Raw genomic sequence first — 13,114 nt, 5'->3', positions numbered from 1 at the left:
GGGGGTGCTTTTTTCAATAGGATAGATGGACCATTTTTTAAGCCGGTTCAGGCTTGGTTTTCACGGATAACTGGACTTTTCTCGGATCATGGTTTTCTACGGGATCTGGATTAAAAAGGGTCAGGGTAAATGTGTTTACCTGCGAACATTGGATTTACAGCTAAGTTGCTGTATTTCTGAGTTGTAAAACTAAATTTCCCCTAAACTTTCAGCATCCTAAATAGTTATTTCAGATGCCTGTAAAGGTTTACTCCTATATCGTTTGTGAATACTTTAACAGTTGGTAAAACACCTCGTAAATCCACTATGGGCCTGATATTGGCTTGAAATGGGCTTAAAAGAACAATGCCCCCTTCCTGGTAGAAGAGAGCATTGCAGAGCCTTCACATAATAAGTAAGTTAGTGAGTGTTACACTTTTGCAAAGTTCCTTATTCTAATGCATCCTGCATAATGTGCGGGGATGAATGTTAATTTGATAATTGTAAAACCTATTAAAATTCTACGTAATTACTCTTAGATATTCGTTGCAACATTATTGATGAAGTTCACCAGCGAAGCAGAATTCTTCAATTTCAGTTTTTTCAGGATATTATGCCTGTGCACTTCCACTGTTTTGAGAGAGATCTTCAGCAGCGATGCTATCTCTTTGGAAGACTCTTCTTTTTTGATCAGGTTGATGATCTGGATCTCCCGATCAGTCAGTGCATTGATATTGGGAACTTCCTTATTCTCTTCCAGCACCAGTTCCGAGATATTGTTCTTGATCTCGTCGCAGATATATTTGTTGCCGCTATGTACTTCCAGTATAGCGGAGATCATTTCTTCCTTGGATGAGTTCTTGGTTACATAACCTCTTGCGCCGATCTGCAGCATTTTTTTAGCATAGGCTGGTTGCGAGTGCATTGAAATACCGATGATACGACTGGCCGGTGAGAGCTTACGTATCCGTTCAGTAGCTTCAAATCCCGATGCAGGCGCCATATTGATGTCCATCAGCACGATCTGCGGCTTTTTACTCCTGGCAAGCTCCACCGCCTGTTCGGAATCTCCGCAATCGGCTACCACAACAAATCTTGGATCATTGTTTAAAATAAAGCTCCAGGTCTCCCGGATCAACTTGTGATCATCTGCAATCAAAACACTGATCTTATCCATACACTTGGTTTTTAAAGGTTAGCTATTGGTACATGAACGATAAGCCTGCACCCTTTTCCCGGCGCTGTGTCTAAATTCACCACACCGTTGAAGAGATCAGCCCTGCTGATGATATTGGATAGTCCGTTGCTCTTGCGTGCGCGAACAGTGGTTTGATCAAACCCGATGCCATCATCTGAGATGCTGAGGCAGATCCATTGATCTTCACAACTAAGTTCGATCAGCAGATTAGCGGCCCGGGAATGTTTCAGTACATTATTCACCTGTTCCTGCACAACCCTGAAAAGGGTGAGCTTTCTTTTATCATCCAGCAGTTCGTCAATTGGTCCTTTATGTCTGAACTGCACTTTCAGCTTTTTTGTTGCCCTCACACTTTCGGAAAGGTCCTGGATAGATTCTACCAGGCCGAGGTCTCCGATGCTTGCCGGCACCAGGGACCTGGAAATGGTCCTTACTTCGTTGATGGCGTCTGAGATACTGGCTGCACACCGCTGGATCAGCCGGATCCTTTCGCTTTCTTCCACCAGGGCCAGTTCCAGGTATAGTTTTCCGGTAGTGAGGATCTGGTTCACATTGTCGTGAAGGTCTTTCCCTATCTCGGCCCTGTCTTTTTCCTGTGCATTCACTACGGCCTGCGCTACCAGTTTTTGTTTATTGAGTTCGGTTTCCAGCAGCTTTTTTTCCATTTCGCGCTTCTCTGTGATGTCCTGAACGGACCCCACCATTCGATTCATTTTTCCTTCGTGATCGAAAATGAGGAACCCACGGTCCTGCACAAGCGCAAATTCGCCATTTGATTTCAGGAAGCGGTATTCAGCTTCCCATAAACGCGTATCATTGTCATTGAGGTATTTTTCAAGATGATTTTTCACCCGTTCCCGATCATCGGGATGGATGCAGTCTTCCCATTTTTTCATGCCTTCGGTTATGTATCCGGGTTTGTAACCGAAGAGGTTGAAGTATCCATCGCCCCAGTAGAGATCGCTGGTATTGATATCCCAGTCCCAGATGGCGTCGTTTGTGGCTTTTGTGACGAGGAGGTAACGTTCGTGATTACGGCGGATCTTTCTTTCCGCGTCTTTGTTCCCGATGATAACACGCAGCAGGTCGCAGGCGCGATCAAGAATGCCGAGGTCCTTGGGGCCGGGCACTTTGGGAAAATGATAATAGGTGGCGATGGTGGCCAGCACTTCCTTATGTGGGTCAAGTATCGGAAAGCTCCAGCAGGCGCCGATGCCGAACTGTTCTGCCAGTTCCCTGAATTTATCCCAGAGCGGGTCCTTTGCCACATCGGTACTGATCACTTTTTCCTTTCGGAACATGGCGGTGCCGCAGGACCCATTGCATGGACCTATAGGCAATCCGCTGATAGCGTTGGAGTATTCAACCGGCAGGCTGGGAGCGCTGAGTGTATGAACGGTCTGCTTTTGCTGATCCAGTGTGAGTACGGTGCAGAGCATGCCCGGAAATAATTTCTCCAGCCCTTCGAGAAAATAATCGATGATGGTTTTGAGACCGATGGCAGGAAGCGCATTCATCTCCAGCACTTTTTTCTCCAGCGCCAGCAGCTGCTCGTGGTTCTTCCGGTCAGTAATATCAACAATGGTCACTACTACTGCATCGGGAGCAGACATGGTAGTGGGCGTTGAATAATAGATTGGCTCCGTGTTTACAGAGATCCAGCTTAGCATACTGTCCCGCTTGCTGAATCCCATAATCACCTCCTTGTAGGATTCGCCGGTCTTGAGGGTTCGTACTGCCGGCGACTCGCCTGCATTCACCAGATCACCATCTTCAAAGAAGTATTTCGTGTAGGGCTTATAGATAGATCTACCTTTGAGATCGCCGCCGGGAACATCCAGGATCAGTTCTGCGCTCTCATTGCAGGTAATGATCTCGCCTTCCTTGTTGCACATGATCACACCCTCGCCAAGCGCGAATACCAGCGAGCGGTATCTTTCTTCAGTAATGCGAAGGGTTTCTTCCGCACGGCGTTTTTCGGAAACATCGCGGTGAATTGCAGCTACACCTGTCCGTTGGCCCTGCTCATTACGGAGAACTGTAAGGGTGGCCAGCATGTATACACGCCGTCCTTCGGGGTGATCGTACCAGACCATGCCTTCCCATCCGCCTGTTTTATCAAGACTGGCAAGCACTTCCTCTGGTGTGGCCGAAAGGTATTCATGATTGATCACGGAGCGGATATGTTTCCCTAGCAGGTCAGCAGCTTTGAGACCGTAGATTTTTTCCGCAGCATTATTGAAAGCAGTGATCTTGTATTCCAGGTCTGTTGAGATGATAGCATCTGATACATCGTACATCACTTTGGCCTGGAGGCGGATGGTTTCTTCAGCTTGCTTCCTGTCGTGAATATCCATCACCGATCCCACAAATCCGAGGAAGCGGCCATCTGCATGATAGCGGGGTGCGCTCTGATCTATCACCCACCGGTATTGGTAGCCATTGGTTTTGATCCTGTATTCGAGCGTGGCGGGCTTTCGTTCCCTGAAGTATTTGCGGTAGGCGCTGATCGCAATGGGGATATCCTCGGGATGGATCAGCCTGGTCCATCCGTCACCGGCTACATCTTCTACTGTAATACCTGTGAATTGCAGCCAGCTTTTATTGAAGAAAACAGTATTGTCCTGTTCATCCGAGATCCAGATCATGCCGGGAGCTGCATCTGCGAACTGGCGGAAAAGGGTTTCCGCATGCTGATCACTAACAAGGGGGAAATCACTCAACTCGTCGAAGGATTCAGCGCGCCATTCCAGCAGGGCCGGCTGGTGTTCCGTATCATTTCTTGTAACAGAGAATTCGATGGTAGTATTTGTTCGGATACCCTGTACCGTTAGCGATACCCTGGATAGATCTGCCAGGTCCGTTTCGTTCAAAATGTCCTGAAGACTGTTGACGCCGGAAGGTGCTAGCAGTTTGCTGAAGGGTTGATCAATCAGTTCCTGCCTGGTTTTGCCGGTAGTGACCAATAGCGGAGCAGACACCGAGATAATGGTGCCACGAAGGTCGGTTTGCAGGTATAAGGTTTCAGGTCCACCCGCTTCTGGTCTGGGCTTGTTGGGCTGCTTGAGCATACAGGTAAATACTTATACAAAGTACCGTAAAAGCCGAAGCTGTCACAATAAAAAAGGCAATTTCTAAATTACCTAAGAGTTTACACCTAGTTCATTTTCCTTAGGAGATTATTAATGCCGGGTTGAAATTTCAGGTGGTGGTGAAACCTGAAAGCAGATCAAAATACATAAGCGCTTTGATAAATGAAAGCAAAGCTGAAAATTTTTAATGTTTAGCCATAAAAAAGCCCCGGCTTTTGAAAAACCGGGGCTGAATCAGTTCGGAATATTTTATTGAGAGGTTTTTACTGCGTACTGGAGCCAGTTGCTCATGGATTCGCAGTTTTTGAAATCATCGTCGATCATCAGGTAGAAAGTTGAGATCTTAGACTGGAACCATTTCTCAAGTACGTTCTGTTTCTTTTCTTCGATGGCCCTGAGGGCTACGCGGTCATAATCATCTTTCAGGTTCTCACGGTGGGGCTCAGACCTGGAGCGGAGGAAAACAATTCTTACTCCTTTTTTCTGACGTTCGTCTGTATAAACTGTTGGCTTGGAAACTTCACCGGGCTTGAGTTTTGATTTTGCGAGGAACTCTACCATGTTCTTATCGAGCTGGTCTAGTGCAAGTGTGCTTCCTCCCATATTGTTCTGCAAACAACCACCGGTGAATTTGGAAGACTCTTCCTCACTGTATTTGTTTACGGCCTCTCCGAAGGTCATGGTGCCTGCAATGATCTTTGCACGAACGGAGTCGAGCTGGTTCACTGCATTGTTCACTTCTTCGTCAGTGATCTTTGGGATACGAAGGATATGTCTTACGATGGCATCATCCCCGGAGCGGCTTTCCATCTTGATGATATGATAGCCGAATTTAGATTTGAATACGGGTGAGATCTGTCCGTCTTTCAGGCGGAATGCATTCTGGATGAAAGCGGGGTCCCAGTTCTTTTCAGTTCGGTTGATAGCGTAGCGTCCACCTGTTTCTTTACTGCCCGGATCATCTGTATAAAGAGATGCGAGTGTTTCAAACTTCTGTGCCCCTGATTCTGCTGAACGTTTGTATTCTGCCAGCTCATCCATGGCCAGGAGTTCGAGTTCACGTGATGGTTTGGGATAGAGCACTACTTCACAGATGGCAACTTCAGACTCGTAATAGCGGAGACTGTCTTTAGGGATCCTTTCGAAAAACTCCTTTACTTCCTGTGGTGTGATTTTTACGTTTTCTGTGATCTTATCGCGCATGCGCTCCGCTTTTTTTCTTTCAGTGAAAGACTGTCTGAAGTCTTCCTTGATCTGATAAATGGAGCGGCCTGCGATAGCCTCAAGCTCAGCCCTGCCGCCATACATCTGGATGAAGCCGCGCACCTGGTTATCGAGCAGGGCATCGATCTCATCTTCCCCTACAATGATGGAGTCTTTCTCAGCCTGCAGCACCAACGCTTTCAGGGTGAGCAGTTGTTCCATGATATAACAATTGGCATTGGGCGGTACTGGTTCGCCGCGGCGCTGTCTGTCTGTAATATCGTTGTATACATCGGATCGGAGAATGATCTTGTCTCCAACAATGCCAACGATCTTATCTGCTGTTACCTTTCTTACGCCCTGTGAAAATGCGGCGGAGATGAGTAACATGGCTACCAGTAGCGTGCTTAATTTTTTCATATTCTTATGAAATGGATATGCTCAAAAATACTTTTCCGGTCAGATATTCTGCGTTTCCTCTTTCTTATTAACAAGGTTTTAAGGCGCAGAACAAAGAAAAAAAGGCACAAGGAGAAACGCTGGATAACAGTTTACCTTGTGCCTTGCCTTGTATCAGTTCAAATTATAATGTACGTTTTACTTCTTCTTCTTCAAAAGCTTCCACGATATCACCTACCTGGATATTATCGAAGTTCTTGATGGTAAGACCGCATTCCATGCCAGCTGAAACATCCTTCACGTCGTCTTTGTATCGTTTCAGTGAAGCGAGTTCGCCGGATTTGCCTTCGCCTTTCGGGAATTCCACGATACCATCGCGGATGATGCGGATCTTGGAGTTGCGTGCAATCTTTCCGTCCAGTACGTAACAACCGGCTACGGTAGCCTTGTCGAACTTGAACACGTTGCGGACTTCCACGTTGGCTACGATCCTCTCCTGGATCTTCGGCTCCAACATACCTTCCATCGCGGACTTGATCTCTTCGATGGCGTTGTAGATGATGGAGTACAACTTGATCTCAACACCTTCATGCTCGGCAACCTTGGCTGCTGAAAGAGAAGGACGAACGTTGAAACCGATCACGATGGCGTCTGAAGCCGTTGCGAGGAGTACATCACTTTCTGTGATGGCGCCTACAGCCTTGTGCACAACACTCACCACGATCTCTTCAGTAGAGAGTTTCTGCAGTGAATCGCTCAACGCTTCTACAGAACCGTCCACGTCACCTTTGATGATCAGGTTCAGTTGTTTGAAGTTTCCGAGAGCCAGACGGCGTCCGATCTCATCGAGCGTGATATGTTTCTTGGTCCTGAGGCCCTGTTCACGCAGGATCTGCGCGCGGCGGTTAGCCACATCTTTGGCTTCAGATTCGTCTTCGTATACTTTGAATTTCTCACCAGCCTGCGGCGCTCCGTTCAGACCGAGGATCAGTGCCGGAGTAGATGGCGGTGCATCTTCCATGCGCTTGTTCCTTTCATTGAACATCGCTTTCACACGACCGTAGAATTGTCCGGATACCACCAGGTCACCTTGTTTGAGGGTACCGTTCTGAACCAGTACAGTGGCCACATAACCACGGCCTTTGTCGAGCGTAGCTTCGATGATGGAACCGGAAGCTTCCCTGTCCGGGTTGGCTTTCAGGTTCAGCAGTTCAGCTTCGAGGAGGATCTTCTCCAGGAGGTTGTCTACATTGAGACCTTTCTTGGCGCTGAGTTGCTGGCTTTGGAATTTGCCGCCCCATTCTTCCACGAGGAGGTTCATGCCTGCGAGTTGTTCGTATATCTTTTGCGGGTTGGCTCCGTCTTTATCGATCTTGTTGATGGCAAAGATCATGGGAACGCCTGCTGCCTGTGCGTGGCTGATGGCTTCCTTGGTTTGCGGCATCACTGCATCGTCTGCAGCCACCACAATCACCGCGATATCGGTTACTTTGGCACCACGGGCACGCATGGCCGTAAATGCTTCGTGACCGGGTGTATCGAGGAAGGTGATCTTCTGACCGTTCTTCACTGTTACCTCATAGGCACCGATGTGCTGGGTGATACCACCTGCCTCACCGGCTACTACATTGGCATTGCGGATATAGTCGAGCAATGAAGTTTTACCGTGGTCAACGTGACCCATGATGGTAACGATGGGAGCGCGTGGTTGCAGTTCATCTTCTTCATCCACTTCTTCTTCTTCCTCCATGGCCATTTGTTTTTCCATGTCGATAAATTCAACATCAAAACCAAATTCATTGGCCACAAGCTCGATCACTTCAGCGTCAAGGCGCTGGTTGATACTTACCATCAGACCGAGGCTCATACATTTTGAGATCACATCTGCAAAGTTCACGTCCATCAGGTTGGCGAGCTCGCTTACGCTGATGAATTCCGTTACCTGCAGTTTGCTATCCTGCATATCGCCTTCTGCCCCGTTATCTGCGATTCCCTGACGTTTTTCACGACGGTATTTTGCTTTGAGGCTCTTACCGCGGCCACTGGTGCCTGCGAGTTTCGCCTGGGTTTCGCGGATCTTATTCTGAATTTCTTTCTCGTTGATCTCTTTAGGCTCTCGCTGAACAAACTTGCCACCGGTACGTTGACCGCCGCGCTGACCACCGCCGCGATTGAAGCCGCCGCCTTGCTGATTCCCGCGCTGGAAACCGCCTTGCTGGCCGCCATGACCGCCCTGGCGCTGTTGCTGGCCTTCCGGTTTCTTGAACAGGTGGGCTGCTTTCTGCTGAGGCGTTTGCTGATCTCTCTTCTCGATGGGGATACGCTTACGTTTCCGTTTTTCCTCTCCCTGCTGTTGTTGCTGCTGTTGCTGCTGCTGCGTTTGTGCCTGGTTGGATTTAGAACGATCATTGCCTACAGGCAGTTCGATCTTACCCAATATCTTAGGACCTTCCAATTTTGTTGCCTTAATATTTTCAATGACCGGACCTGCTTCATCATCTGATACAGGTTCGGCTTCTTTTGATTCCTCAACAATTTCAGGAACCGGCTTAACTTCTTCTTTCGGCTTTTCTACTTTCCTGGTTTCTGATCTCTTCTCTTCTGCCTTCGGTTGTTCTTCTACGATAGCCGGTGGAATATTTTCCGGCTCAGCTTGTTTTTCAACAGGCTGTTCCTTCTCTTCTATCTTTTCTTCCTTCTTTACTTCCTCTTTGGGTTCAGCTACAGGAGCTGTTTCTGCAACAGGCTCTTCTTTCACTTCAGGTTGAACCGGCTCTTCTTTTTTCTTAGGCTGGTTCTTCTTTGGCCTTGTGGAAGAATCGATGGCGGAGAGGTCGATCTTATCATAAACCTTTGGCCCTTCAATTTCCGGTACTTCCACTTTCACTACTTCGGGCTCTGGCTGAGTTTGAACAGGAGCTTGTGGCTGGGGCTGAGTTTCTTCCTGCTTTGGTTTTTCTTCCATTACAGGCGCTTCCTCAGCTGCAGGCTGTACAACCGGAGACTGTGGCTCTTCTTTCTTCGCTTCTTCCGGTTCTTTTTTAGAAACTTCTTTTTTGAATAAGGTAGCTTCTTCTTCCTTCTTTTTCTTGGCCTCAAGGCTTCCTTTAGGCAGATCGATCTGGTCGCTCTTAAGCTTCGCCACCTTATCGCTCTGGAACTCTTGTTGCAAAGCACGATACATATCCTCCGTCAGTTTTGACGTAGGTTTGAGATCGTCTTTGCTAAATCCCTTGCCTACCAGGTAATCAACCAGGGTTTCTTTCCCTACGTTGAATTCCTTGGCTGCGGCCATTAATCTGGGTGTTGTTGTTTCTGCCATTCGTTATTGTAAGACAATTTTTTAGTTTGTAAGCTGTTTGAGGCGGAAAAAATCCAGAAGGGAGCGGGGCTCCCGGCTATTTATTCTTTCTCAAACTCTTCTTTCAGAATCTTGCGAACACTGTCGATCGTTTCTTTTTCCAGGTCTGTTCTTCTTTCCAGTTCTTCGGGTGTCAGGTCCAGTACGCTGCGTGCGGTATCGCAACCGATGCGTTTGAACTCATCGATGATCCATGTTTCGATCTCATCGCTGAATTCTTCCAGGTCAATATCAAATTCCTGGGGCTCACCTTCGGTATCGCGGTAAACGTCTATGCTGAAACCTGTCAATTCCTGCGCCAGTTTGATGTTCACACCTTTTTTACCGATGGCCAGTGATACCTGGTCTGGTTTGAGGTAAACATTCGCCTGTTTGGTGTCGTTATTCAGGTCCATACTGGTGATCCTTGCGGGGGTCAGTGAACGTTGGATCAGCAGGTTGATATTGTTGGTCCAGTTGATTACGTCGATATTTTCATTCTTCAGTTCGCGAACGATCCCGTGGATACGGCTACCTTTCATACCTACGCAGGCGCCAACAGGATCGATACGGTCATCGTAAGATTCCACGGCTACTTTCGCTCTTTCGCCGGGCTCACGAACGATCTTTTTGATCACTATCAGGCCGTCAAAGATCTCCGGGACCTCAATTTCAAGCAATTTAGCAAGAAATGAGGGAGAGGTGCGGGAAAGAATGATTACTGGTGAATTATTTTTTAATTCCACTTTTTTCACAACGGCGCGGATATTCTCACCTTTCTTGAAGTAATCCTGCGGAATTTGCTCGGATTTGGGGAGGATCAGCTCATTGCCTTCCTCGTCCAGGAGAAGGATCTCCTTCTTCCACACCTGGTAAACCTCAGCGCTTGTGATCTCTCCAACGCGGTCGCCATATTTTTTAACCAGTACATTCTTCTTCAGATCGGAGATCCGGCTGGCGAGTGTTTGTTTGGCGGCAAGGATGGCGCGGCGGCCGAAATCGAGGATGTTCACCTCTTCGTAGAGTTCTTCACCCACTTCGAAGTCAGGCTCGATCTTTACGGCATCACTGTAAGCGATCTCGGCGAGCGGATCAGCTACAGCGCCATCTTCCACGATCATCCGGCGACGGAAGATCTCAAGGTCACCTTTCTCTGCGTTCACGATCACGTCAAAGTTCTCATCACTGCCGTATTTCTTACGGAGCAGGGTTTTGAACACATCTTCCACTACTTTCATCATCGTGGGACGATCAATATTTTCAGCTTCCTTGAACTCCTGGAAAGCTTCAATCAGGTTGATACTTGCCATAAACTATAATTTATAAAATCCTGTTTCGGAATTGTTTGCCACCGGATACGCAGCACTGCCAGGATCAGTCCCGGCCGCTACGGCCCTCATGTGTTGTGGCCTTTTTTAAAATGTTATTTGAATTTTTGTTGATTTTACTTCTTTCAGCGGTAATTCACGCAGCACCAGCTCTACCTGTTTGGCGGTTGGCCTATGTTTCTGGGATATCGGCTTTTTGGACTTTATTTCTTCTACTACAATTGAATCCTCTTTTGCTTCGATCAGTTTCCCCTCGATCTTGCTCCCATCCAGTAGCATTACTTCCACCACTCTGCCGGTATTTTTCCTGAACTGGCGGGGCAGTTTCAGCGGCTCATCTAAGCCGGGAGAAGAAACTTCAAGTGAGAAATCATCATTCGGGAAAAGGCCCGAACCCTCTACCTGCTTGTATAATGCCCTGTTGATAGCGATACATTGCTCGATTGTGATACCATTGTCGCCATCGAGAAAAATCTTTACATTATTGGTAGGCTTGATCCTGGTCTCAACCAGGAAGATCGCCGGATCTTCGGCTATGATTGCACTCACCAACTTTTCAATTGCCTGAATTTGTGTTTCCGTACTCATATGTCCTTTACTGCAGGGAAATAAAGAAGGGAACGGACCCCGTTCCCTTCTACTTCATCTTTTGCCGAGGCAAAGGTAAGGTAAATAAGGTATTACTTCCAAAAATCTGGTTTTTGCCACAGAAGGGTGGCATAAAAGTTATATGGAGTATATTTTAAATGCGCTTTCAGGTAATAGTAAGTAACTTTAAAACAAATCCATCGCATTATGAATCAACCGGATAATCTGGGCGACTTCTTCAGGGAAAACAAAGAACTGCTGAAAGTTTATGTAGAGACCAAGTCTGAAATCTTCCGGTTGCAGGCCATCAGGATCTTTTCCAAATCCATGGGACTGCTTGCCTGGATGGTGATTGCAGCCTTCATTGCCTTTCTGATCCTCATCTTTGCGGGAATGTGCCTTGGTTTCTGGCTTTCCGAACTCACACAAAGTTACGTGAAAGGATTCGGCCTTACCAGTATTATTCTGATCGTTCTTTTTATTTTCATTGCGGTTTTCCGCGAAAAACTTTTTGTGAACCCCATTATCCGGAGCATCATCCTCCGCGCACGTGAGGAAGTAAAGATCAACAAATCGGATAACGACGAAGATTAGGTCCCGCTCTCCCAATTTTAATTCACACTTAATCACTCAATCATATGGCAAGGTCCACCAGCAGTATCGATACACTCTATGAACTGGAAAAGGAGATCTTCAAACTGCAACTGAAAGCAAAAGATATCGAACTACACCTGGACGATAGCTTCGATCATCTGCAGGACAACTTCTACAAGATGGGCTGGAACAGCATTTTCCGCGGACGTCGCAGAAGAAAACAAAAGCGCGAAGAGGAAGAAGCCAGCTACGGCACCGGCTTTATCCAGGGATTGCTGAGTACGGAAAGCATCCAGGTATTGCTGCAACAACTGGTTCCACTGGTAGCGAACAAGATCTCCGAAGCCCTCGAAAGATTGATGGAGCGCTGGACCCGTAAGAAATGAGGTCCGGTTTTGCAGTGCCTTAACAGTTTTTTGGCCCCCGCATAGTATCTTTACAACATGTCTTGGAAACTTATACTTTGGATCATCGTCGGCTATCTGGCCATCAGGTTCGTCTTCAGGTTCCTGTTGCCGTTGTTTGTGGTGTCTAAAAGAATGAGGCAACAGGTGAAAGAATTTCACAGTGCCATGAATACTGCACAGCAACAACAACAGGCTGCGCAGAATAATCAGAACAATTATCAGTCCGGCGCAAGCTCCGCGCCAAGACCTAATCCACCAAAGGAAAAGGCCGGCGATTATATCGATTTTGAAGAAGTGAAATAATCCGCTTACTTAACTGAGGTTCCAATCCAGATCAAGAATGGTTTTCCCGGGTTCCAGGTGAATGCCGTTCAACCCTGCCTTGCGCGCACCTTCCACATTTACGAGCGCATCATCTATGAAGACTGACTCGGATGGATTGAGCCCTCCGTCTCTGATGATGAACTCAAACGACTCCACATCCGGTTTTCTTAGTTTGATAAGATGACTGTACCAGGCTTTGCTGAATTCTCCATCCAGCGAAGCGCCATTGAATGAATCGGAAAATGTTTTCGCGAATGAAGAAAGATGAATAGCGTTGGTATTGCTGAATAAATAGAGATTGTATTTTTTCCTGAGCTCCGCCAGTAATTCGATGCGTTCCTTCGGAAAGTCCAGCAGCATGGCATTCCAGGCATGCACTACTTCATCGCGGCTCCTGCCACCGGTGAGTTGCACGAGATCGGTAATGAATTCATCATCGTTGATATAACCAACTTCGTAGGCTTTGAGAAAAGATTCCGCCCGGCCAAGTCCGAAAAGGGTTTTGAATTCAGGCGCACCGAGCTGCTCGAAGGCTTGCGTGGTTTTGGGGATGTCCAGGTTGAGAAGAACTCCACCGAGATCGAAGATGATGTTTTTGGTTGGCATGGATCAAATGTAGGAAATGAATAGGAATATGGATTGTGGAAAAAACTGGCGGGCTA

General features: G+C 47.3%; 10 protein-coding genes. 3 read left to right on the top strand and 7 right to left on the bottom strand.

Features of this window, described 5'->3' with window-relative positions; all coding sequences use genetic code 11:
* Positions 1-514: 514 nt before the first annotated feature.
* The 6 genes from D9Y29_RS25605 to D9Y29_RS25580 form a co-directional block, all read right to left on the bottom strand.
* Positions 515-1,156, bottom strand: a complete 642-nt coding sequence (locus D9Y29_RS25605) for a response regulator (protein ID WP_127133099.1) — start codon at positions 1,154-1,156, stop codon at positions 515-517.
* Positions 1,157-1,167: 11 nt separating this feature from the next.
* Positions 1,168-4,248, bottom strand: a complete 3,081-nt coding sequence (locus tag D9Y29_RS25600; RefSeq protein WP_127133098.1) for a PAS domain S-box protein — start codon at positions 4,246-4,248, stop codon at positions 1,168-1,170.
* 270 nt (positions 4,249-4,518) lie between these two features.
* Positions 4,519-5,892 (bottom strand): peptidylprolyl isomerase, encoded by a 1,374-nt coding sequence (locus D9Y29_RS25595; protein WP_127133097.1) that lies wholly within the window; start codon positions 5,890-5,892, stop codon positions 4,519-4,521.
* A gap of 163 nt (positions 5,893-6,055) precedes the next feature.
* The gene (gene infB, locus D9Y29_RS25590; protein ID WP_164735554.1) at positions 6,056-9,193 is read right to left on the bottom strand and encodes a translation initiation factor IF-2; all 3,138 of its coding nucleotides are present in this window, start codon (positions 9,191-9,193) and stop codon (positions 6,056-6,058) included.
* Between the two features lie 80 nt (positions 9,194-9,273).
* A complete protein-coding gene (gene nusA / locus D9Y29_RS25585) occupies positions 9,274-10,521 on the bottom strand; it encodes a transcription termination factor NusA (RefSeq protein ID WP_127133096.1) in 1,248 nt (415 codons plus the stop codon).
* 105 nt (positions 10,522-10,626) lie between these two features.
* On the bottom strand, positions 10,627-11,088 hold the full coding sequence (locus tag D9Y29_RS25580) for an LSm family protein (protein WP_241238046.1): 462 nt from the start codon (positions 11,086-11,088) through the stop codon (positions 10,627-10,629).
* A gap of 246 nt (positions 11,089-11,334) precedes the next feature.
* Here D9Y29_RS25580 and D9Y29_RS25575 point away from each other — a divergent pair, with 246 nt between their 5' ends.
* From D9Y29_RS25575 to D9Y29_RS25565, 3 genes are read left to right on the top strand one after another with little or no spacing between them, the layout of a single operon-like run.
* The gene (locus tag D9Y29_RS25575; RefSeq protein ID WP_127133094.1) at positions 11,335-11,721 is read left to right on the top strand and encodes a hypothetical protein; all 387 of its coding nucleotides are present in this window, start codon (positions 11,335-11,337) and stop codon (positions 11,719-11,721) included.
* A gap of 44 nt (positions 11,722-11,765) precedes the next feature.
* Positions 11,766-12,107, top strand: coding sequence for a hypothetical protein (locus D9Y29_RS25570; protein ID WP_127133093.1), 342 nt, complete (start codon positions 11,766-11,768; stop codon positions 12,105-12,107).
* A 57-nt stretch (positions 12,108-12,164) separates the two neighbouring features.
* Positions 12,165-12,431, top strand: a complete 267-nt coding sequence (locus tag D9Y29_RS25565) for a DUF4834 family protein (RefSeq protein WP_127133092.1) — start codon at positions 12,165-12,167, stop codon at positions 12,429-12,431.
* A 9-nt stretch (positions 12,432-12,440) separates the two neighbouring features.
* Here the strand turns inward: D9Y29_RS25565 and D9Y29_RS25560 are convergent, their stop codons facing one another.
* Positions 12,441-13,058, bottom strand: a complete 618-nt coding sequence (locus D9Y29_RS25560; RefSeq protein ID WP_127133091.1) for an HAD family hydrolase — start codon at positions 13,056-13,058, stop codon at positions 12,441-12,443.
* Positions 13,059-13,114 lie beyond the last annotated feature (56 nt).

The sequence above is a fragment of the Pseudoflavitalea rhizosphaerae genome, from assembly GCF_003991355.1.
GTDB lineage: Bacteria > Bacteroidota > Bacteroidia > Chitinophagales > Chitinophagaceae > Pseudobacter > Pseudobacter rhizosphaerae.
This window is presented reverse-complemented; position numbering and strand designations above follow the sequence as displayed.